The organism is Flavisolibacter ginsenosidimutans, assembly GCF_007970805.1.
Lineage (GTDB): Bacteria > Bacteroidota > Bacteroidia > Chitinophagales > Chitinophagaceae > Flavisolibacter > Flavisolibacter ginsenosidimutans.
In genome coordinates, this window is the sequence record NZ_CP042433.1 from 3633000 (window position 1) to 3656527 (window position 23528).

At 48.6% G+C, this 23528-nt stretch carries 16 protein-coding genes; 9 read left to right on the forward strand and 7 right to left on the reverse strand.

Annotation, left to right across the window (positions count from 1 at the left end):
• Positions 1-194: 194 nt before the first annotated feature.
• From FSB75_RS15380 to FSB75_RS15395, 4 genes are all read left to right on the forward strand, one after another.
• On the forward strand, positions 195-3362 hold the full coding sequence (locus FSB75_RS15380; protein WP_146789310.1) for a SusC/RagA family TonB-linked outer membrane protein: 3168 nt from the start codon (positions 195-197) through the stop codon (positions 3360-3362).
• 12 nt (positions 3363-3374) lie between these two features.
• Complete coding sequence (locus FSB75_RS15385; RefSeq protein WP_146789312.1) at positions 3375-5003, forward strand: RagB/SusD family nutrient uptake outer membrane protein; 1629 nt, start codon at positions 3375-3377, stop codon at positions 5001-5003.
• Between the two features lie 201 nt (positions 5004-5204).
• Positions 5205-5813: a hydrolase gene (locus tag FSB75_RS15390; RefSeq protein ID WP_146789313.1), complete on the forward strand. Its 609-nt coding sequence runs from the start codon at positions 5205-5207 to the stop codon at positions 5811-5813.
• Positions 5814-5935: 122 nt separating this feature from the next.
• Positions 5936-7360, forward strand: coding sequence for a PKD domain-containing protein (locus tag FSB75_RS15395; RefSeq protein WP_146789315.1), 1425 nt, complete (start codon positions 5936-5938; stop codon positions 7358-7360).
• Positions 7361-7489: 129 nt separating this feature from the next.
• Here FSB75_RS15395 and FSB75_RS15400 read toward each other — a convergent pair whose 3' ends face one another.
• The 7 genes from FSB75_RS15400 to FSB75_RS15430 form a co-directional block, all read right to left on the reverse strand.
• Complete coding sequence (locus FSB75_RS15400) at positions 7490-8494, reverse strand: tetratricopeptide repeat protein (RefSeq protein ID WP_146789317.1); 1005 nt, start codon at positions 8492-8494, stop codon at positions 7490-7492.
• A gap of 63 nt (positions 8495-8557) precedes the next feature.
• Entirely contained in the window at positions 8558-9778 is a 1221-nt protein-coding gene (locus FSB75_RS15405) for a DUF1015 domain-containing protein (protein WP_146789319.1), read from the reverse strand.
• A gap of 2 nt (positions 9779-9780) precedes the next feature.
• Complete coding sequence (locus FSB75_RS15410) at positions 9781-10125, reverse strand: DUF5615 family PIN-like protein (RefSeq protein WP_146789321.1); 345 nt, start codon at positions 10123-10125, stop codon at positions 9781-9783.
• Positions 10126-10356 (reverse strand): DUF433 domain-containing protein, encoded by a 231-nt coding sequence (locus FSB75_RS15415; protein WP_146789324.1) that lies wholly within the window; start codon positions 10354-10356, stop codon positions 10126-10128.
• Between the two features lie 16 nt (positions 10357-10372).
• Positions 10373-11509: a 3-phosphoserine/phosphohydroxythreonine transaminase gene (gene serC, locus FSB75_RS15420; RefSeq protein ID WP_146789326.1), complete on the reverse strand. Its 1137-nt coding sequence runs from the start codon at positions 11507-11509 to the stop codon at positions 10373-10375.
• Positions 11510-11625: 116 nt separating this feature from the next.
• Positions 11626-12582: a zinc dependent phospholipase C family protein gene (locus FSB75_RS15425; RefSeq protein ID WP_146789328.1), complete on the reverse strand. Its 957-nt coding sequence runs from the start codon at positions 12580-12582 to the stop codon at positions 11626-11628.
• A gap of 46 nt (positions 12583-12628) precedes the next feature.
• Positions 12629-13267: a DUF502 domain-containing protein gene (locus FSB75_RS15430; protein ID WP_146789330.1), complete on the reverse strand. Its 639-nt coding sequence runs from the start codon at positions 13265-13267 to the stop codon at positions 12629-12631.
• Positions 13268-13548: 281 nt separating this feature from the next.
• Between FSB75_RS15430 and FSB75_RS15435 the strand changes: the two genes are divergently transcribed.
• From FSB75_RS15435 to polA, 5 genes are all read left to right on the forward strand, one after another.
• Positions 13549-14142, forward strand: a complete 594-nt coding sequence (locus FSB75_RS15435) for a TetR/AcrR family transcriptional regulator (RefSeq protein WP_172623168.1) — start codon at positions 13549-13551, stop codon at positions 14140-14142.
• 5 nt (positions 14143-14147) lie between these two features.
• On the forward strand, positions 14148-15533 hold the full coding sequence (locus FSB75_RS15440) for a TolC family protein (protein WP_227990602.1): 1386 nt from the start codon (positions 14148-14150) through the stop codon (positions 15531-15533).
• 35 nt (positions 15534-15568) lie between these two features.
• A complete protein-coding gene (locus tag FSB75_RS15445; protein WP_146789335.1) occupies positions 15569-16735 on the forward strand; it encodes an efflux RND transporter periplasmic adaptor subunit in 1167 nt (388 codons plus the stop codon).
• A 93-nt stretch (positions 16736-16828) separates the two neighbouring features.
• A complete protein-coding gene (locus FSB75_RS15450) occupies positions 16829-20440 on the forward strand; it encodes an efflux RND transporter permease subunit (RefSeq protein WP_146789337.1) in 3612 nt (1203 codons plus the stop codon).
• Between the two features lie 271 nt (positions 20441-20711).
• Positions 20712-23519: a DNA polymerase I gene (polA, locus tag FSB75_RS15455; RefSeq protein WP_146789339.1), complete on the forward strand. Its 2808-nt coding sequence runs from the start codon at positions 20712-20714 to the stop codon at positions 23517-23519.
• Positions 23520-23528 lie beyond the last annotated feature (9 nt).

The window sequence follows — 23528 nt, forward strand, 5'->3', positions numbered from 1 at the left end:
TTCTTAACAAAAAAGCCGCTGCACCTCATCCCTCCCTTTTCATAAGTCAGCCATAAAATTTTATGCTTCGGTTTTTTCTGCCGCTTAATCCAAAGCGCAGCGCTGTAATTTATTGTCTGTCCTGAAGACGTTGGCTATTGTCTTGGCGGAATGAATCATTAAAAACCATTCTCATAACCTTTAAACCGAAGTACATGAGAAAATTAATCACGCTGCTTCTCTGCAGTTTTTCCTCGCTTCTTCTTTATTCGCAAACCAAAAAAATCAGTGGCCGTGTAACGGATGAATCGGGCACCGGGCTTGCCGGGATTTCGGTCATCATCAAAGGCACGTCAACGGGCGTTTCCACCAACAGCAACGGTGCTTTTCAAATAGACGTGCCCGCTAACGGAACGCTGGTATTTTCCGGCGTTGGCTTTGACCCGAAAGAAGTTGCCGTTGGTAACCGAACGTCGGTTGACATACAACTTGCCACCGAAACAAAAGCCTTGAGCGAAGTGGTAGTAACCGGCACCGGCGTTGCCACCGACAGAAGAAAACTTTCCATTGACGTAGCCAGTGTCTCCAACAAAGACCTTTCAAAATCGGCGCTGCTCTCCGTTGACCAGGCGTTGATTGGAAAAGTTGCCGGCGCACAAATTCAAACCACGTCCGGAGAACCGGGCTCAAAGGCCACCATCATTTTGCGCGGCATTAATTCATTGGGAAGCACGGGCCCAATCATTCTTGTTGACGGCGTACAAGTCACAGACATCAACGGTTTGGATGTAGCCAACGTGGAAAAAGTGGAAGTGGTGAAAGGCCCTGCCGGCGGCATGTTGTACGGCGCACAAGGCGCAAACGGCGTCATTCAAATTTTTACGAAGAAAGGTTCGCGAAACAAAAAGCCAACCGTCACACTTGCGTCGAAGATTAGTTTGGACAATGCATTGCTGGGCAAAGACGGTTACCTGCAGGCCAAGTTTCATCACTTCAAAACCGATGCGCAAGGGAACATTTTAGACCAGAGCGGAAACATCCTAAAGCCTGGCCCAACGGGCACCTGGCCCGATCCTGCCGAACTGGATTTTAATACTGATTTCAATTTAAAAAACGACAAAACCTATCCAGCCAACCTGCCACTGTACGACCATTTGAAGCAAGCCTATAAACAGGCCACCACCAGTTCCAGCACTCTTGGCATTTCGGGCGGCGGCGAACGGTCGGATTATGCGTTTACGTTTACCTACCTCGATCAACAGAACGTTTTAAGCAACCGCTTCCGGCGCTATAATCTTTCCTCTAACCTTGGCTTTGATTTATTCAAAGGCTTTAGCTTCCGCAACACCACGCAAACAATTTTGCAAGACGAAAATTTGTTGTCGGGCACGTACAACTTATTGGACCGAGTGCTTAACCCCGATGTGCTTTTTCTCGGCACCAACAACAACCGCTTCGAATTGATTAACGCTTACCCGTGGATGGATTTCAAAGCAACGTATCCGGGCACCAATTTAATTGTGGTGCATCCGCGTGACGAAAACCAGGTGAACGTTCTTTCCGAACCCGATTGGCACCAGCGCGGCGGCAAGGATTTCCGCATCCTGAACAACGCAAACCTGAACTACAAATTTCCAAAGTTTGTGGAGCTGGATTACAAATACGGTATCGAGCTTTGGAATTCGGAGTTCTCTGATTTGTACAAAAACCAATCCTCTGCGCCGCAAGTGGCCGAAGCTTTCTGGGGCGCTTCGCCAAAGGGTTCGCTGCGCATTGACAACGTTCGCTCCTCGTATCAAAATTCGCTGGCCTCGCTTTTCTTCCGCACTGATTTTGAAAAGGATTTCAATTCAAAGCTGCCCATTAAAACCACCACGCAGGTTTCGTACGACTGGCGCAAAAACAAATACAATTCAAGCTTTGCGCAAGGATTGGATTTGCCGCAGTATCCGCCCGCCAACATTTCTTCGGCCGCACAAAAGAACAGCGGCGATTACAATTACGAGTACGTGACCTTCGGTTACCTTGTTAATCAAACTTTCGATTACGGAAATTTGTTTGGCTTCACCGCCGGTTTCCGCTCCGATTACAATTCCGATTTCGGCGACCAGAAAAAAGCCTTTACGTTTCCGCGGGGCACGGCGTATTTCCGTTTGTCGGAATTGTTTAAATCAAAGATTCTTTCCGATTGGAAGTTGAGGGCTGCATACGGCGTGGCCGGTATTCCGCCTTATCAATTTGGCGGTTATTATTTGCGGCAAACAACCCTGGGTTCTATCCAGCTTGGAAACAGCACGGGCTTGTACCTACCGCAAAATGCCGGCAACGACAGCCTTGTGGTGCAGAAGGTGAAAGAAAAAGAAATCGGTACGGACCTGACCTTGCGGCCTTCTTTTGGAAAATGGCTTAGCCGCATCAACCTTTCGGTTACGTACTGGCAAAAGCGCAACGAAGACATCATTCAGAACCGCACGGCCGCGCCTTCCACTGGTGTTCAATCAACGCCGTACAACCTTATTGATCTGGAAGTAAAAGGCCTTGACGCGAGCCTTGACCTTGATGCCTTCACAACCAAAAGTTTCAGTTGGCAAACGGGTTTCCGCTTCGGAACCTTTAAGTCAAAAGTGTTGAGCGTAGCCGATGACAAGGATTTTATAAACGGTGTGTTTGTGGTGAAGAAGGGGCAATCGGTTGGAAATTTTTATGCGGCAACGGCTTTGAAAAGCATTGATCAGTTAAGGCCCGACAAAACCCGCTACATTGACCCCTCGCAAGCGAACAATTACGAAGTGGTAAACGGCATGGTGGTGGACAAAACAACCAAGCGGGTTGTGATCACGGATCCAAACGATCAAAGCCTTGTGGGCAATGCGTATCCAAAATTCACGCTGTCCTGGAACAACAGTCTTTCGTTCAAAGGCCTGTCGCTTTCGTTTCAATGGGACTGGTCGCACGGCAATTCTGTTTATAACCTTACACGCCAGTGGATGTACCGCGACCGCCTGCACAAAGACTTTGACAAGCCCGTTACCATTGGCGGACAAACGGGCGCCTTTGTGAACTTCTACAACAGTTTATACAACAGCGTTCAGCCCATGGGTTATTTCGTCGAAGACGGTTCCTTCATTCGCCTGCGCGACGTAACCATCTCTTACCCGCTAAACAATTTGCTCAAGCAAAAATGGGTGAACAACATTGTACTTACCGTGTCGGGTCGCAACCTGCTAACGTTCACCAACTACTCCGGCCTTGATCCAGAAGCCACCAGTTCGCAGGACAGCCAAGGCAATCAAAGCGTTGGTGTGGGCGCCTTCCTGGGCACGGATTATTTCGCCATTCCCAACCTGCGTTCCTACCAGTTCGGCATCAACTTTCAATTTTAATCGTCAGCAGTTATGAAAAAAATCCTTCTTTATACAATCCTGATTTTTCTCGCGGCTGCGTGTAAAAAATCAAGTCTCGAATTAACCAACCCCAATGCGCCAACGCCCGATTTGTCGCTCACAACCGAAGCCGGCCTGCAGGCGTTTTCACTGGGCGTATTGCAACGCATGAGTGCCTTTGTTCCCAACGAAGGCCAGGCCAATATTTACTTCATCGGCGCTATGGCCATTCACAGCGCCTTGGGTGATGAGGTGTTTCAGCCTTATGGCAACTTTTCCATTCGTTGGGTAAACCAGCCCTTGAAGATTACGTTGCCCAGCGGGCAGGTGGTGGTTAATCCAAACGGCGTGGATCAAAAGACACAATTACAAGGATTTAATTCGCGTGACGCAGGCGAACTGAACTCCTTTTTATACGAATGGTCGGCTTGCTATTACATCATCACGCAATGCAATCAACTGCTGAAATCGTTGAACGACCCGGCGCTGAGTTTGAGCGGCGATGCGGCCACAAAAAAGAACACGTTCAAGGCCTGGGCTTTGTGGTGGAAAGGCTATGCGTATTCGCGGATCGGTTCGCAGTACCTGGCCGCGGTCATTAACAACGAGGTGGGCATGACCAATAACAATTTCGTGGCTCACGACGCCGTCGTGCAAGAAGGCAACCGCATCCTGAACGATTGCTTAACAACGCTGAATGACATTCAACCCAACGCCGATTATGTTTCCACCATGAAGGCGATTGTGGCCGCCTTTGACGACAACCAAAATATAGTAACACCCGACATGTGGAAGCGGCAGATTTATACGATACAAGCCAGAAACCTGCTTGTCAACAAAAAGCTGCGCGACATGACAGCAGCCGACTGGCAACAGATTCTTACGTTAGCAGCCAAAGGCATTCAGGCTTCGGACAACATCTTCAAATTCGGCATGGACCCAAACGCCGTGAACGATGTTTCGGCAGGCGGTTATCATCCTTATGCTTTTATCGGCGATGCCGTTCAATACACTTTCGTTAGCGAACGGTTGATCCAGGACTTTAAGCCCGGCGACAAACGCTTCACGCAAAACTTCACGCAGTTTAGCGTGCCGAAGGTGAACATTAGAGGCAGGGGTTTGCAATTGGGCACGCGGTGGCAGCCCATTGCTATTGAAGCTGGCGGCCGTTACGCCACCTCGGCAAACAAGGGCTTTGTTCCCTGGGCGTGCAGTTACGAAGAAAACGAACTGATGAAAGCCGAAGCCTTCATTAAAACAGGCAGCGTGCAGCAAGGTTTGCAAATTGTGGATGCCATACGTGATTACCAGGGCGCCGGTCTTGCACACGTAGCCAATACCGGCTTGAGCGCAACGCAGGCTTACGAGGAATTGCGCAGAGAGCGGCGCATTGCCTTGTTTCTTTGGGGAACGGCCTGGTACGATGCACGCCGCTGGGGCGTTACCGAACCGGCTTCGCAAGGCGGTGGCCGAGCCGGCGCCATTGTGCTTGTACCGGGAGATTTGCTTTCGCCGCCGCAGGCCGCACCCGCCGCCGTGCCTTGCTTTATTGATTACAGTTACATGGACTATTGGGACGTGCCGCAGAACGAAATTGATTTCAACGTACCGTCGGGCACATCGGTACGGGTGAAGAATTAAAGCAACGAAAAAAGAAAGGCTGCAACGATGCAGCCTTTCTTTTTTGAACCACTTTGAATTCATTAAGAAAGCAAAGGCTTCGCAGCGTAAACATTCTTCTTCAAAAAATGCATTCAGATGTATCTTGCCGAAACAACTATCAGCGTTCCGCTATTCTATCTTTTACCGATTGCCGAAAGCTGATAACTGACAGCTTAAACTATGGCAGACGCAATTCAACCGCTTGGCAGAAACACGTTCGGCAATCCCGCAAACACGGGCAAGGTTTTATCCGAAGAAGAAGCACTTAACCTTTTAAACAGTTGGGTAGAAAACGAACGCCTTCGCCTGCACATGAAGCAAGTGGCTGCAGTGATGAAAGCCTGGGCACTTGAACGAGAAAATTTATCCGAAGAAGAAGCTTACAAATGGTGGCTCGCGGGTCTTTTGCACGATGCGGATTGGGAGAAACATCCTACCGAACATTGCCGCATCATCATCGAAGAATTGGAACGCCGCAACGTAGATCCTTCTGTCATTCATTGCATCGCCTCCCACGGTCCGCGGCATTTTGGTGTAGAGCCGGAAAACAGCATGGACAAGATGATTTATGTGTTTGACGAACTCTCGGGTTTTATTCACGCCGCTGCGCTCATCCGCCCCAGCCGCTACGAGGGCATGGACGTAAAAAGCATCCTCAAAAAACTGAAGACGCCGTCCTTTGCCGCGCAGGTAAGCCGCGAGGACATTCAAGACGCTTTGTCCCGCATTTCCAACAGTTTGGAAGAAATCATTGACTTTATCATCTCGCACCAAAAAGACGTGGCGTAGACTTTCTTTCACTTTTTGTTTGCATTTTTTAAACCTTCGTTAACCTGCGTTGTCTTTAATGGCTGTGTACCGTTCCCTGTGCGGAAAAGCCTAAACCGTTCACTAAACACACAGCCTTCTTTATGAAGAAGATTTACAACTTGCTTGCATCACTGTTTACAGGCCTTTTGCTTCATGCACAAACAACCACGCCCAATGTAAACTTTACGTTCGCGGTCAATGGCAACACCGTAACCTTCACCAATACCAGCGCAAATTTGGGTGAAGGCGTTAAAAGAGCCTTTTGGACTTTTGGTGATAACAACCGCGCCACCACCGGCGCTTACGATGGCGTTGCGCATCAATACGCATTAGCCGGAACCTACCAGGCTTGTTTGAAGGTTTACAGGTATGCCACCAACAGCAACGATTCCATCTTGATCGGTTCGGAATGCAAAAGCATTACACTTGAGCAGCACTGCGAAGCTGGTTTTCAATGGGTGGATACATTAACCAACAGCATCGGCGCCCATTACGTGAAATTTTACGGCGCTGCCAGCAACAACGCCGGTAAACGCATTACCGAAGTGTGCTGGAACTTTGGCGACGGAACCGACACCTGCATCTCAGCTACAACCGGCGCCGCACCGCCGTTAAGCATCATGCATCGCTACAGCCAGGGCGGAACGTACAACGCTTGCATCAAAGTAAAATTTGACGGCGGTTGCGTGGCCGAGAAATGCAACACGGTTGTTCTGTCCCATGTTACAACAGTTTGTTCGTTTGATTTGTCCGAAGCGGCCGCAAACACGGCTAGTCTTGAACGCAAATTTTACGTGGGCCTGATGACGAACAGGGTTGCGGAAAAAATCTGCTGGAATTTTGGTGATGGTACCGACACATGCGTTGTGCTTGCCAATCCGCTGAACCCGCAACAACTGATGATCGTGCATCATTATCCCGCACCCGGCAATTATAACGTTTGCGCAAAAGTGACCTATGCGGGTGGATGCACCGCTGAACGTTGCAAACCCGTTTCAATTGCCGTTGCGCACAGCAATGTTTGCGGCGGCTACATGACCGATTCTACGATCAACGCAAACACCATTCGCTTCAGAGGTTTGGGCATTCAGAACAACGGGGATTATGTCCTTTCTTACAACTGGACTTTTGGCGACGGCACAACGGGCAGCGGGCAAACAATCAATCACACGTTCGCTTCACCCGGTCGTTACAACGTATGTCTGTATTTAAAAACAAATACCGGCTGCGAAACAAGAATCTGCAATCCGGTTGGTGTCTCTGGCAACGCACAGCCGCAATTGGTTCTTACACCCAATCCGGTGGTGAACGAGTTGCACGCAACCTTTGTATCGCTGTTTCAGCAAACGGTAACGGTAAAAATTTACAACGCCAACGGGCTGATGGTGCGCAGCTATGTTAGAGCCGCAAACGCGGGTACGAACAACTGGAACTTTAGCGATGTGGGCACGCTGCCAACCGGCGTTTACTCGGTGATTGTTCAATCGTCCAACCAATTTGCAACGGCGATCTTTTTTAAACAGTGAGTGGTGAACAGTCAATCGTGAATAAAGCATAAGCAAACTTTCCATAAAAAAACCTCTCAATTGTTTGAGAGGTTTTTTTATGGAGAAGACATTAGATTTTGTATTCATTCACGATTGACTGTTCACTACTCACGTGCTTTTCTTCGTTACCCCGTAAAACTGTCCGCCCGGCATTTTAAAAACGCGGCCTCGTTGAAAGGCTGTAAATTTTTTGTAGGCATCGGCATTGGTTCTTGTCCATTGCTCAAAAGCCGCCAGGTTTTCAATGGGACCAAACAGCCATTGATTGTACGCTTCAAACATGCCGCTGCGCAAGAGTTGTTGCTGATAATCGAATAAACGAAAAGGAAACTTGGAAGCATATTTTGCGTACCAATCCAAAATAAATCGTGTGCGAATCATCGTAAGCGTTTCTACCGTTACACCTTTGCCGGTGAGGGAATTTTGCTTTGCATAGGTTTCATAAACGGCTTGTGCAAAAGGCGAAGTCGGCTTGCCTTCATCGCTGTTGCTGGTTAAAAAGATTTTCTCTTTGTAGGCTTTGAGCAACTGCTCTTTTATTTCTCTTGCCCGCTCGGTGAGGTATTCCATGTTCACGAAAATCTCGCCGTAGATGAGTGACCAAACTTTATCCTTGGTAAAAAAATAATAAGACGAAGCGTGGTAATAATTGCCGGCATAAGACGGATCAGCCTGAATGCCTTTTTCCCATTGGTCAATGGCCGCGTCGTCGTTCTTGCTCCACAGCAATTCGCCGTACTCGCTGTACAAAACACCGCTGTTCGGGTATTTCTTCAACGCCTTCTTGTAAAGCTTATCGGCTTCCTTGGCTTCTTCCAACGCCCGGTAAACGGTACCCGCAATTTGATAAGAGGCTACGTCAACGTTGTCGAGGTCAACGAGTTTCTTGGCATAATCACGGGCATGCGTGAAGTCTTTTTTATAGTAGTAAGCAAGCGTAATGTCCTGCAACAATTGTTCGTCGTTGGGTGAGTTTTGCAAAGCCTTGTTCAAAACCAGAATGGCGTTGTCGTGATCGCCGGTTTTCATAAAGCTGTACGCCGTTTCGTGCGCCGATTGCGCAAACAACGTTACCGAACCAAAAAGCGCAAACGAAAGGAGAAGGTGTTTCATTTTCCAAAATAAGGGATAAAGAAGCGATGCGCTGAAAGCCGCCTGTTAAAATTGATGGTTGAGTTATATCAGATGCGTCAACAAACCGTCGCGCAGCTTGGGTTCAAACCAAGTACTTTTCGGCGGCATTACTTCGCCGCTATCGGCAATGTCGAACAATTGTTGCAGGCTCACCGGGTGCAAGCTAAAAGCCACTTTTGCATCGCTGTCCTTTACCCGCTTTTCCAATTCGGTCAGGCCGCGAATGCCGCCCACAAAATCAACGCGGCTGTCGGTTCGCGGGTCTTTGATGCCCAGAATTTTATCCAGCACGTTGTTTTGCAAAACCGTTACGTCAAGCACGCCAATGGGGTCATCTTTGTATGTTCCTTCTTTTGCTTTTAGCGTGTACCATTGGCCGTTCAGGTACATGCCAAAGCTGTGCAATTCCGCCGGTCTAACGGCAGCATCTGACTTTGTTATTTCAAATTCTTCGTTCAGCTTTTGCAAAAATTCATCGTCGCTTAAACCGTTCAGGTCTTTTGCAATTCGGTTGTAATCGAGTATTGCCAACTCGGCTGCAGGGAAGATGGTGGTGAGAAAATATTGTGCGTCTTCGCTGTCGCTTAAATCCTTACTCACCTTGGCAGCGGAAGCAGCGCGGTGATGACCGTCGGCAATGTAAGTGAAAGGAATTTTTTCTTTAAAAATATTGGTGATGATGTCAATCGTTGACACATCGCTCACTACCCAGATGGCGTGGCTTACGCCGTCGTCGGCGGTAAAAGAATAATCGGCCGTGTGGCTTTTTTTGCGGTGCGCAAAAACTTCGGATAATTCAACGTTGTCCTTGCAGGCAAGAAACACATTGCCCGTTTGTGCTCTTACGGTGCGCATGTGATCGATGCGGTCCTGTTCTTTTTCGGGGCGTGTGAACTCGTGCTTTTTAATCACGTCGGCCAAATAATCTTCTATCGAAGAAACGCAAACCAAGCCCGTTTGCGTACGGCCTTTCCAACCCAATTCGTAAATGTAGTAGCAGGGCGTTTCGTCCTGAAACAAAACCTTTCGCTCAATGAGCTGGTCCAGGTTTTCTTTTGCTTTTTGGTAAACGGCCTCGCTGTGCACATCAACATCAGCGGGTAAATCCACTTCCGATTTGGTAACGTGCAAAAACGATAAAAGATTTCCCTGTACTTCTTTTCTTGCTTCTTCTGAATTCAACACGTCGTAAGGACGTGATGCAACTTGAGCGGCATATTCGTTGTGCGGACGAAGGGCTTTAAAGGGCTTGATGTGCGCCATAATTATTTAATTGCTTCTAATTTATCCGAATAAATGTTGACAATGGAGTGTGTTTGAACAAGGCTTTCAACTTCTTTCCAAACGGTTTCGATACGGTGAATGAAATCGGCCAGTTTTAAATTGCCAAACTTTACGTGCACAAGTTTCGGAGGCGAACCGGCAATCGCCTGTTTTACGATAAAATCTTTGTCTTTTGTAACGATAATTAGCCCGTTTGCTTTTGCGTAATTCCAAATTTCTTCATCGTCCCATTTTGCATTGATCTTCACCACAAAAGCGGCCGCATCGGTCTGCCAAACCGGTACGCGAAAGGGCAGGTTGGCGTCAATCAGATAAAGAGGTTTCACTCAAACGATTTGATAAGAAATTTCTTTACCCGAAATTTTCGCAGCGTACTGCAAACAGGCGGTGATATCTTCCTTTGTTAACAAGGGATATTGCTCAATTACTTCTTCGGCTGTGTTGCCGACGCTCAAAAATTCAAGCACCGTTTGAACGGAAATGCGCAGACCACGAATGCATGGTTTGCCGTCCAATTGCGCAGGTTGAATAGTTATCCGATCCAAATAGCTTTTCATGATTCAAAATTAATTATCATCCTTTCGTTTGCGCAAAATGCTTCATCAAATCCGTCATCGCTTTTACGCTTTCCAGCGGCAAGGCATTGTACATCGAAACGCGAAAGCCGCCGACGGTGCGATAACCTTTCACACCCACCATGCCTTCTTTTTCACAAAGCGCCAGAAATTCTTTTTCCAATTCCTCGTTCGTTGCCACAAAGCAAGCATTCATGGTGCTACGGTCTTCCTTTGCTACCGTGCCTTTAAAGATGGGCAAGGCATCAACGGTTTGGTACATCAGTTCTGCTTTTTGGTTGTTTAGCTTTTCCGCAGCCGCAATGCCGCCAAAATTCTTCAACCAACGAAGCGTAAGCATGCACACGTAAATGGCAAAAACCGGCGGCGTGTTCAGCAACGAAGATGCTTCAATGTGCGCACGGTAATCCATCATCGAAGGCAAGGCCCGCGTTACTTTTCCCAAACAACGCTTGTTAACAACGACCACGTTTACACCGGCCGCACCGATATTTTTTTGCGCTCCCGCATAAATGAGATCAAACCTGTTGAAGTCCAGTTGGCGGCTTAAAATATCGGAGCTCATGTCAGCAACAACAGGAACGCCGCTGTTGTAAAAAGGCGAGAGGTCATGCCACTGCGTGCCGTAAACCGTTTCGTTGGACGTAATGTGAACGTATGCGTGTTTGGCCTTGTCGAGCACAAAATTTTTGGGCAGATACGTATAGTTCTCTGCTTTGGAACTGCACACCACATCCACGCTTCCAAAAAGCTTTGCTTCTTTGATGGCTTTGCTGCCCCAGATGCCGGTATCGGTATAGGCGGCCACAGCATTACCGTCTAACAAATTCATGGGCACCTGAAAGAATTGCGTGGAAGCGCCGCCGTGCAAAAACAGCACTTCGTGTTCGCTGTCAAGCTGCATCAATTCTTTCAGCGTGGCGATGGCCTCTTCAATCACAGCGCCAAAAAGTTTTGTGCGGTGACCAATTTCCAAAATAGAAAGGCCGCTGCCGTTAAAGTTGAGAACGCCTTGTGCGGCTTCTTCAAAAACCTCTTTTGGGAGAATGGAAGGACCGGAGTTGAAGTTGTGCTTGCCGCTCGTTGCTGTAACAGCGGCACTTCTGTTAGAAAGTTCTTTTGTATCGGTAGTCATGTTATTTCGATGGAACACAAATATAACCGACTTGTAAAGAACGGGTTTCCTGTGGTGTGGGCTGTAGCAATTGATAGCAGATTCTTCCGGCGCCGTTTAATACCCGCACTTGTTTTTCATTCTTCTTTTCTTCCAATGATGCCAGCGCCGCGCCAGGCTTTGTTCAGGTCTTCAAATTCTTTCAGGTCTGCTTCGGAAAAATTTGCGTTGGAAAGAGACGACAAATCCGGTTGGCCCGCATCCACCCAGGCCGTGTACCAAAACGAAGCCACGGCGTAAATGGCTTGCCGCATTCTTCGTTCCACCATTCCTGCCAATTCTTTGTCGTAGGCTTTTGCATACGCCGATGAATATTGCCTTTGCAAAATGCCGTTGCGCAGCTCAAACGAGTAACGCTGATCAACCGAAAATTTTTGCGACAATGCTTTTTCAACACGCAAAACCGTGTCCGCAGCCGCAGCGCTTTCCCGCACACGCTTCCAGATAAAGTCGCCTGTATTTTTTATATAATCGGCTTTGCCGATGAAAAAATCCCACTCTTTTTCGGCCAGCAATTCGGGCAGGCGGCTTTCCCAAAAACCGTGAATGCCGCGCTGGCCGGTCAGTTGGCCGTCGTGATTGGAGCTTGCGTGCAAGGGCACGTGCGCATCGGCAATGTAATGGCCTATTTCGGCCGAGAGCTTCAAGATTTTCGCGCCGTCTTTTTCTTTAAAAGCGGCCGTCAGTCTCGCTTTCATTGTTTGCACCCACCACGGCACAATGCCGCGTGATTGCAGGCTGTCTGATCCAAATTTTGCAACCGCGCTGTCCCAGCGGCGTGGCAGCGAATCGTTTCGGTAAGCATCAAGATCAATATAATGCCGCGGCCCTTCTTGTGCAACCAGGTATCTTCTTTTGTCGGGGTCAACTGCGTGTTCACTCAAAAACTGAATGTTTTGCTTATAGAAGATCATCATCTGCGGCGGAAGAAGAAAGACCGCGTAATAATTAATTTTTTGATGCGCATAAAAGCCCCAGCAAAAACTGGTCTTTACAACCAAAGAAGAAAGGAAGAGAAGCAGCAGTTTTTTCACTTATTCAGAATGAATAAATGAAAAGTAAGAAGATAAAACGAAGATGTCAATGCAGGGATGTTTTATCTTCTTCAACAGTCGTTACGCCGCCGCTAATGGCAAACTTCATCGCGTCGGTGGCGTTTAAATTCGTCACGATGCGAACCCTTGCCCGCGGTAAAATGTACACGTTGCCCGCAATGGAATAACTCATCGGGATGTACACGGCCACGTACTCGCTAAAACCAAATTCTTTTGCTTCTTCCCGTGTAATAAAGCCCACGCGCCACACGTCGTTGTCATCAATGTTGGCGAGTACAGGTTTGTTGAATTTTTTCTTCTCACCGGCAAAGGCTTCAAAAAATTCTTTGGTGGTGGAGTAAATGAAACGAATGCCGGGCGTTCGTTTCAGCACGCTATCAAACAAATTGAACACGCGGTTTTGAATAAAAAAAGAAGAGAGGTATCCGATGAAAATGATGGCGACGATCACAATCAAAAATCCCAGCCCGTAATTGCGCACGTAAATTTTTCCTTCGGCATCGCGGGCTGTAAAAAGCGGAATTTGGTTGTCCACAAAAGACACAACCGAGTACACCGCATAGATGGTAATGGCAATGGGCGCCATCACCAGCAATCCCTGCAAAAAATAATTCAGCAACTTGTTAAACTGAAAGCCCTTGCTTTCCACGGTTTCGTTGTTCATGCGCCAAAGGTAATCGGAAGACAGATGAAGGATAATTAGACGACAGATGACAGCCCTTTGTTGGCCGATGGACGTTGACCGTTGGCGAAGAGAAACCCTCAAGCTTGAAATCTCGAACAACGAACAACGATCAATGACTCCTCCTGTCGTCCGTCGTCCATCCTCCATCATCATTTCATCCGGGAAAAGCACCGTTCATAAAAAAATAACATTGGAAACTTTGGCAACGAAAAAAGTTTCCATAGTTTTGTCCCCCAATTATGGAACCGAAAGAGAGAATCTTGGAGCGCTCGCACGAACTGTTCAACAAGTACGGCATCCGCTCGGTGAGTATGGACGATATTGCCGCACAACTGGGCATGAGTAAAAAGACGCTCTATCAATATTTTTCTGACAAGGAGGAATTGGTGGATGCTTGTTTTAGCGGCGTTTTAAATCACAGCCGTACCCAATGCCTGGCAGATCAGCAGCAGGCCGATAATCCGATACAGGAATTTTTTTTGGCCTACGACATGATGCAGGAAATGTTTGCCGAAATGAATCCCTCCGTGCTCTACGACATGGAAAAATATCACCCGGCCGCGTTCAAAAAATTTAAAGAGTTTAAGTACGGCTTTTTGTACAAGGTGCTTAGCGATAACCTGCAAAGAGGCATTAAAGATGAACTGTACCGCCCCGACATTGACGTGGACGTGATAGCCCGTCTGCGCATCGAAAGCGTGATGCTGCCTTTCAACGGCGAGGTGTTCCCGAACAACCGCACCCAATTGATCCACATCGAGCAACAATTATTCGAGCATTTCCTTTTCGGCCTGGCTACGGCCAAAGGACAAAAGCTCATTCAGAAATACAAAAACCAACGGATTAAACAATGAAACAAATGAACAAGGCTATACTATTGGCCTTCTGCCTGCTGCTTACAAGTCTTTTGCAGGCCCAGCAGCGGCACGAACTTTCGGCGCAGCAAGCCGTGGACTATGCCCGCAAAAACAGTGTGCAAATTAAAAACGCCCTGATAGACGTGGAGGAGCAGGCGCAAACCAACAAAGAGGTAACGGCATCGGCTTATCCGCAAATTAACGGCAGCGCCGGCATCAATTACTATCCTAACGTAGCGGTGCAGACTCTGCCCAACTTTATTTCGCCGGCCGTGTACGGCGTGCTGGCAAACGAAGGCGTGAAAGACGCCAACGGCAACACCATCAAAGTGCCCAGCGACTTTGGTTACATCGCCGCGCAGTTCGGAACCAAGTTTTCCAACAACGTTGGCGTGAGTTTGCAACAATTGCTGTTCGACGGGCAGGTATTCATTGGCCTGCAGGCCCGCGACGCGACGATGCAATTTGCCCGTAAAGCCGCCGAGGTAACGGAAGAAGGCATTCGTGCCAACGTGTACAAAGTATATTACCAGTTAGCCGCCAGCAAAAGCCAGATCAGCATTCTCGACGCCAACATTGCCCGCGTGCAAAACTTGTTGAACGATACCCGCAAAATGTACGAGAACGGCTTTGCCGAAAAACTTTCGATCAGCCAGTTGGAAGTGCAGCTTTCCAACATTCAAACCGAAAGGCTGAAGGCGCTTAACAGCATCAACAACGGCTACATTGGCTTAAAGATGTTGATTGGAATGCCCGTTCAGGATTCGCTGGTTTTAACCGACAGCATCGGCTACAACGATATTCGCAACGGTGTGCTGGAAGCGGCACAATACAATTACAGCGACCGCAAAGAATACCAATACGCGGAGCTTGGAAAAACGCTGAATGAGTTTAACGTGCGCCGCTACGAGTTGAGTAAACTGCCCACCGTTTCGCTGTCCTCTAACTACAATTATATCCGCCAATCAAACACGTTTGGTTTTGGTGGAAAATGGAATCCAAGTTCACTGATTGGCCTGAACGTGAACGTGCCCATCTTCAGCGGCTTTGCCAAAAATGCCCGCATTGACCGTGCAAAACTTGAAGTGCAGAGATCGGTAAACAATTTGGAAAGCCTGAAGATTACCATTGATGCGCAAGTGAAGCAGGCCGTCAACAATTATCAAAATGCACTGGCCACGCTTGATGCGCAAAAGCGCAACATGGAGCTGGCCGAAACGGTGTACAACCAAACGCGGCTTAAATCGCAAAACGGACTCGCAACAAACACAGACATCAGCAATGCGCAGAACGATTTAGCGGTAGCGCAGAACAATTACATTCTGGCAACCTATGATGCCATCAATGCGAAGATTGATTTCTTAAAAGCAACAGGCAAACTTCAATAACCAAACATCAACTCATTACTATAAACGCATTCAACATGAAAAATTATTTGATTGGATTTGTGCTTCTTTCTTTGGTAGCGGCCTCCTGCGGTTCCAGCAAAAAAGACGAAGCCGGAAACCTGAACGACAAGAAAGCAAAGCTGCAGGAATTAAAAACGCAGCAGGACAAGTTGACTACGGAGATAACCGCACTGGAAAAAGACATTGCCAAAGTGGACACCTCGGTTGCTTCGGCTAAGCCAAAGCTGGTGGCCGTTTCCACTGTGGGCACCGATACCTTCTCTCACTTTATTGACCTGCAAGGCAAGCTGGATGCGCAGAACATCTCTTACGTAGCGCCTCCGAACGGACAAGGCGGAATTGTAAAAGCCCTGTACGTCACGCAAGGACAAACGGTGCACAAGGGACAAGTGTTGGCCCGCCTTGATGATCAAACCATTCGTCAGCAAATAGAGCCGTTGCGTGTGCAGTTAACTTCGGCTGAAGACACCTACAAGCGTTTGAAAAGTTTGTACGACCAGGGCATTGGAACCTATCAAAACGTACTGAACGCACAAACGCAAGTGAACACGCTGCGCCAGCAAATTGGTGTGATTCAAAAGCAGGCATCCCTGATGACCGTAACAGCGCCTGCATCCGGCGTGGCTGATATTGTGGCCGTTCGTGTGGGGGAAATGTTTGTGGGTGCAACCGCTGCGGGTCCGCAAATCCGCATCGTCAATACAAGCGATTTGAAAGTAGTAGCGCAAGTGCCCGAGAATTACGTAGGCCGCGTAAAAGTGGGTTCAAACATTTTGGTTTACCTGCCTGACTTAAATCGCAACCTTACCGCAAAAGTTACCGTTGCCGGCAGAACGATAGACCCGACCAACCGTGCCTTTTACATCGAAGCAAAAATTCCTTCGTCGCCTGAACTGCGTCCCAACCAGATAGCCGTGGTAAAGATTAAAGATTACGCCTCAAACAGCGCCATTACCATTCCGGTTAACGTGTTGCAGAACGATGAGAAAGGAAAATTTGTGATGGTGGCGGCGAAGGAAGGAGCGAAGACTGTTGCGCAAAAACGAACCATTACTGTGGGTGAATTGTACGGCGACAAACTGGAAGTAAAGAGCGGCCTGCATGCCGGCGATGTGCTCATTACCGAAGGCTATCAAGGATTGTACGAAGGACAGGCCGTAACGACGGATGCAAAGATCTAAATCGTTGACCGTTAATCGTTATCCGTTGCTTGTCTTTCGACCAATGGCCAACGCTCAACGGCCAACCCATCAACAACCGACCAAACACATTTTATGATCGAACAGATAAAAAACAAATTGTCCAACGTGGTGCACAAGAAGCCCAAAGGCTTCGGGCCAACCAACTGGAGCATTCGCAACAAAACATCCATCTATCTTTTGATGTTGTTTGTGACGATGGCCGGGGTTTTTCAATTTGTGACGCTGCCCAAAGAGCAGTTTCCTGATATTGTTATCCCTACGGTTTACGTGCAAACCATTTACGTGGGAAACTCGCCACGGGACATTGAAAACCTCGTCACCCGTCCTATTGAAAAACAATTGAAAGGCATCACCGGTGCCAAGGTGAACAAGGTGACGAGCACCTCCGTTCAGGATTATTCGGCCATCATTGTTGAATTCAGCACCGACGTGAAAACCGACGTGGCCGTGCAGAAAGTAAAAGACGCGGTGGATAAAGCCAAACAGGATTTGCCAACCGATCTAACGCAACAGCCCACGGTACTTGAAGTAAGCTTTTCCGACCAGCCCATCATGTACGTAAACTTAAGCGGCGATTATGACGCGGTGCAATTGAAAAAATACGCGGACAATTTAAAAGATCGTCTGGAAGAATTGCCGCAACTCAACCGCGTGGACATTGTGGGTGCGCCGGAACGTGAGTTCCAGATTAACGTGGACAACTACCGCATGCAAGCCTCGGGTGTTACGTTCGATGACATTGCCGGCGCGGTTTCCCGCGAGAATATGGACATCTCCGGTGGCCAGTTAGAAGTGGGCAACAGCCGCCGCAACCTGCAACTGAAAGGACAGCTTCACACGGCTTTTGATATTCAGAACATCGTGGTGCGGAACCAAAGCGGTGCACCCATTTATTTAAAAGACATTGCCGACGTACGCGACACGACGAAAGAAAAAGAAAGCTATGCCCGTCTTGATGGAAAGAACGTGGTAACGCTCAACATCATCAAGCGTGCCGGCGAAAACCTGATTGAAACATCTGCGGACGTGCACAAGACCATTCAGGAATTGCGCGACAACGGCACCCTGCCACCGCAACTGAAATCCGTCATCACCGGCGACCAAAGCATCAAAACAAAAACTTCCTTTAACGATTTGGTGAACTCCATCGTCATCGGTTTTATCCTGGTGCTCCTGATCCTCATGTTCTTCATGGGCGTGACCAACGCCTTCTTCGTGGCGTTGTCCGTTCCGCTGAGCATGTTCGTGGCCTTTATGTTTTTGCCGGCTGCGGATTTGATCATCGGCTCGCACGTTACACTCAACTTCATTGTGCTCTTTGCGCTGCTGTTTGGCCTCGGCATTATTGTGGACGACGCTATTGTGGTGATTGAAAACACGCACCGCATTTACGTGGAAAACCGCGGACGGCTTTCGCCTTCCAAATCGGCAATGGCTGCCGCAGGTGAAGTATTCATCCCGGTGCTTGCTGGTACGCTAACTACGCTGGCGCCTTTCTTCCCGCTCTTGTTCTGGCCCGGCATCATCGGTAAGTTCATGGTCTATTTGCCCGCGATGCTCATCTTCACCTTAACGGCTTCGCTGATCGTAGCCTTCATCATGAACCCCGTATTTGCGGTGGACTTCATGAATCATCCAGACCATGAGCCCGAAAAGAAAAGCGCCATCTTCCGCAAGCCTTCATTCTGGATCGGCATAGCGGGCGGTGTATTGCTTGATGTGATGGGTTATCCCTTCCTCGGCAATCTCCTTCTCACCATCATGCTGCTTGTTCTGCTCAACCGTTTTGTACTGAACGATGTGATTCATTCTTTCCAAAACCGCGTGTTGCCCGCCATCATGCGGCAGTACGAGAAGTCGCTTCGTTGGGCCTTGAACGGATGGAAACCGGTTTATCTTTTGTTGGGAACCTTTGGCCTGCTCCTCTTTACCTTCTTCTTGTTTGGCGCTTCGGTAAAAGCCGGCCGCGTACCGATTGTGTTCTTTCCTTCGGGTGATCCAAACTTTGTGTACGTGTATTTAAAATTGCCGGTGGGTACGGATGTAAAATACACCGACTCCATGACAAGAGTGCTTGAAACAAGAGTGGATAAAGTGCTGGGTACGGAGAACGGCAAAACAAATCCATTGGTGGAAAGTGTTATCTCTAACGTTGCCGTTGGCGCTTCCGATCCGACGAGCGGCGACCGCAGCACACGACCGGAACTTGGACGCATACAGGTATCGTTTGTAGAGTTTGAAAAACGTCACGGCAAATCCACAGCGCCTTATCTTGATTCCATTCGCAACGCAACGAAAGGCATTCCGGGTGCGGAGATTTCCGTGGACCAGGAAAAAGGCGGACCGCCCACCGATCCTCCGGTTAACATCGAAGTGCAAAGCGAAGACTTTGATGCCCTGACAAAGACCGCTGTTTCTTTAAAGAATTACCTCGATTCGATTCATACGCCGGGTGTGGAAGAATTGAAGATGGACGTGGACCTGCAAAACCCCGAGATTACTTTATCTGTGGACAGAGACCGGGCCTTGATTGAAGGCGTATCCTCGGCGCAGATTGGTCAAGCCATTCGCACAGGTTTGTTTGGAAGAGAAGTGTCGAAGATTAAAGAAGGCGAAGACGAATACAAGATCCAGTTGCGCAACAACGAAGTGCAGCGTAAGAACCTCTCTGACCTTTTGAACATGAACGTTTCCTTCCGCGACATGGCCAGCGGCGGCCGCGTGAAAAACGTGCCCATCTCCAACCTGGTGAAAGTTGATTATACCAGCACGGCGGGCAGCGTTAAACGCAAGAACCAAAAGCGGGTAATCTCGCTGCGCTCAAACGTGTTAAGCGGCTACACGCCAACAGCCGTGAACGCGGTATTGGCACAACACATTGCCAGCTTTAAAAAGAAGCCGGAGAACGTGAACATCAGCCAAACAGGCGAAGGTGCGCAACAGGCTGAAACCGGCGCCTTCCTTGGCAAAGCGTTGGTGATTGCCCTGATGTTGATTCTCTTCATTCTCGTATTGCAGTTCAACAGCATCAGCAAGCCGGTGATCATTCTCACGGAAATTATCTTCAGCGTCATCGGTGTCTTGCTTGGCTTCTCCATCTTCGGCATGACGGTGTCGGTGGTAATGACGGGTATCGGTATCGTGGGTCTTGCGGGCATCGTGGTGAAGAATGGAATTCTTGTGATTGAATTTGCCGACGAGTTGCGGGCACGTGGCATGAAGACAAAAGAGGCCGTGATACAAGCCGGTAAGACAAGGATCATCCCGGTACTCTTAACGGCAATGGCGGCCATCCTTGGTTTGATTCCGCTGGCCGTTGGTTTCAACATCAACTTCGTCACGCTGTTCTCGGATTTGAACCCGCACATTTTCTTCGGTGGCGACAACGTGGTGTTCTGGAAACCGCTTTCATGGACCATCATCTTCGGTCTGGCGTTCGCCTTCTTCATGACGCTGTTGATCGTACCGAGCATGTACCTGATTGCAGAGCGTTTGAAACGTCCGATGCGGCGCCAATTTGGCGGCAACTGGGTGAGCATGTTGGGCATTCCACCGCTTACGCTGGTGTTCATTCCAATGATGCTTTACACCATGGCCGAACACCGCAGAGGCGTACGCCGCCGCCGGCGCAAGCTGGCGAACGACGAAGCCGCAAACAAATCTTTTATCGGCAGTTGGTTTTAAGGTTAGTTTATAACAACAGAAAGGCTACGTCCCGCTTCGGCGGGACGTTTTGTTTTGGACCCGACCTTCCCGGTGGGAAGGCCGTCTTTGCACAGACCCTTGCTTTTCGATGATTCAACTTCTTATTTAATCAGCTTGAACGACGAACATCTTTTCTGCTTTCAACCTGTTTCTACCCTTCCCATCGGGAAGGGCTTTAGCACCCTCTAACTGGTTTCAGAAAAGGCGTCGGGATGGGCCAATGGGCCGTGAGGTCTTATCTTCGTAAACTATGGACAAACGTTTGTTTTTGCTGGACGCTTATGCCCTTATTTTCCGGGCTTATTACGCTTTAATTCGGGCTCCAAGAATTACCTCAAAAGGAAGAAATACCAACGCCCAATTCGGGTTCACCAACACGCTGGTGGAGTTGATCAACAACCAAAAACCCACGCACATGGCCGTGTGTTTCGACACCGGCGCACCCACTGAACGCCACACTGATTTTGCGGACTACAAGGCCAACCGGCAGGAAGCACCCGAAGATTTGAAAGAAGCCATTCCCGACATCAAGCGCATCCTGCGCGGCTTTAACGTGCCCATCATTGAAAGCGACGGCTACGAAGCCGATGACGTGATTGGCACGTTAAGTAAACAAGCCGAAGCGCTGGGCTACGACGTGTACATGGTTACACCTGATAAAGACTACGGCCAGTTGGTAAGCGAGAAAGTAAAAATTTACAAGCCCGGTTACCAGGGCGGCGAAGTGGAAATCATGGGGCCGAAAGAAGTGTGCGATAAATGGTGCATTCCCGATGTGGCGCACGTGGTGGACATTTTGGGCTTAATGGGCGATGCGGTGGACAACATTCCAGGGATTGCAGGCGTGGGACAAAAAACAGCTTGCAAACTCATCACCGAATACGGTTCGCTGGAAAAAATTCTGGAGAACGCCGACAGCATTAAAGGTTCGTTGGGTGAGAAGGTTCGTGCGGGAAGAGAAGCCGCCATTATGAGTAAGAAACTGGCTACTATTATCACAAGCGTTCCCGTTGAATTTCACGAAGAAGATTTCCGGCTAAAAGAATTGAACAAGGAAGGCCTGAAAGAAATTTTTACCGAACTGGAATTCAAAACCTTTATAAAGCGCATCCTGGGCGAAGACGGCACCGATGCTTCCGCTCCCAAAAAGCAAGCAGCCGGTGTGCAAACCAATTTGTTTGGCAGCGATGCGGCAACGGTTGAAGCACCGGAAGAAAATAACGTTGTTGCACCGGGAAAAAATGCACAAAACACACCACACGAATACGACGCCGTGGAAAGCGAAAGCGAGTTCAAAACCTTGTTGGATGCGCTTTCAAAGCAAACGGAGATTTCTTTCGATACCGAAACCACCGGCATTGATGCGAACAACGCTTTGCTTGTCGGAATGAGTTTCAGTATTGAGCCGCACCGCGGCTGGTACGTGCCGTTGCCAACGGATAACGTGGCTGAAACAAAAAACATTCTTGCACGATTTGCACACTTGTTCAACGACGAATCCAAAACATGGATCGGCCACAACATCAAATACGACATGCTGATGCTGAAGTGGTACGGCGTTGAATTAAAGGGCAAACTGTTCGACACAATGCTGGCGCATTACCTGATTGAACCCGATGGCAAAAGCAACATGGACTGGCTTAGTGCAAAGTATCTTGGCTATGAACCCATTCACATTGAAGAACTGATTAGCAAAAAAGGAAAAGGCCAGGGCAGCATGAAGGACGTAGAGCTGGAGAAGATAAAAGAATACGCCGTGGAAGATGCCGACATCACGCTTCAGTTTAAAAGTATATTTCTGCCGCAGCTAAAAAAACACGAAGTCAAAAACGTTTTCAACGATGTGGAAAACCCGTTGGTGCCGGTGCTCGTGGACATGGAGTTTGAAGGCGTTCGAATTGATACGGCCTTTTTGAACGAGTATTCGACCGTGCTGGAAACGGAAGCGAGAGTGCACGAAGAAAAAGTGTACGAAACAGCCGGTGTTCGTTTCAATCTCGGTTCGCCGAAACAGTTGGGCGAAGTGCTCTTTGAAAAATTAAAGATTGACTCCGGGGCACGCAAAACCAAAACGGGCCAGTACGCAACGGGTGAAGACGTGTTGCGCAAACTGGCGGCCGAACACAAAATTGTGGACGACATTCTGGCCTATCGCGAATACACCAAACTAAAATCCACCTACGTTGATTCGTTGCCCTTGCTGATCAATCCAAAGACGGGAAGAATACACACCAACTTTGCGCAGGCCGTTGCGGTAACGGGACGTTTGTCGAGCAACAATCCTAACCTTCAAAATATTCCCATTAAAACCGAACGCGGACGGGAGATACGCAAAGCGTTTATTCCCCGCGATAAGGCTCACACCTTACTTAGCGCCGATTATTCGCAAATTGAATTGCGCATTGTGGCCGCATTAAGCGGCGACAAAAACATGTGCGATGCCTTTCTTCAAAACAAAGACGTGCACACCGCCACGGCCGCAAAAATTTACAACGTGGCCGAAGAAGCGGTCACAAAAGAGATGCGCCGCAAGGCCAAGACGACCAACTTCGGCATCGTGTACGGACAAAGTTCCTTTGGCCTTGCCGACACATTGGGCATCAGCCGCAGCGAAGCGAAAACCATCATTGACAATTACAAACGCGAGTTTGAAGGTGTAACGAAATATCTCGACAGCATGATCAACTTTGCCCGTGAACACGGTTACGTGCAAACGGTGATGGGCCGCAAGCGTTGGTTGCGCGACATTAATTCATCCAACTTTACCGTTCGCGGTTATGCCGAACGCAATGCCATTAACTCGCCCATTCAGGGCACGGCTGCTGACATGATTAAGCTGGCGATGATAAAAATTCACGAGGCGTTCAAGCAGCACAAGTTTGTATCAAAAATGATTTTGCAGGTGCACGACGAATTGGTTTTTGACGTAGTGAAAGATGAAGTAGAAAAAGTAAAACAAGTTGTGTTGGAGTGCATGGAAAGCGCCATGACGCTGCCAAACGGCATTCCGATTTTAGCGGAAGTAGGTGTGGGTGAAAACTGGCTGGAGGCCCATTAGGGGGTTAAT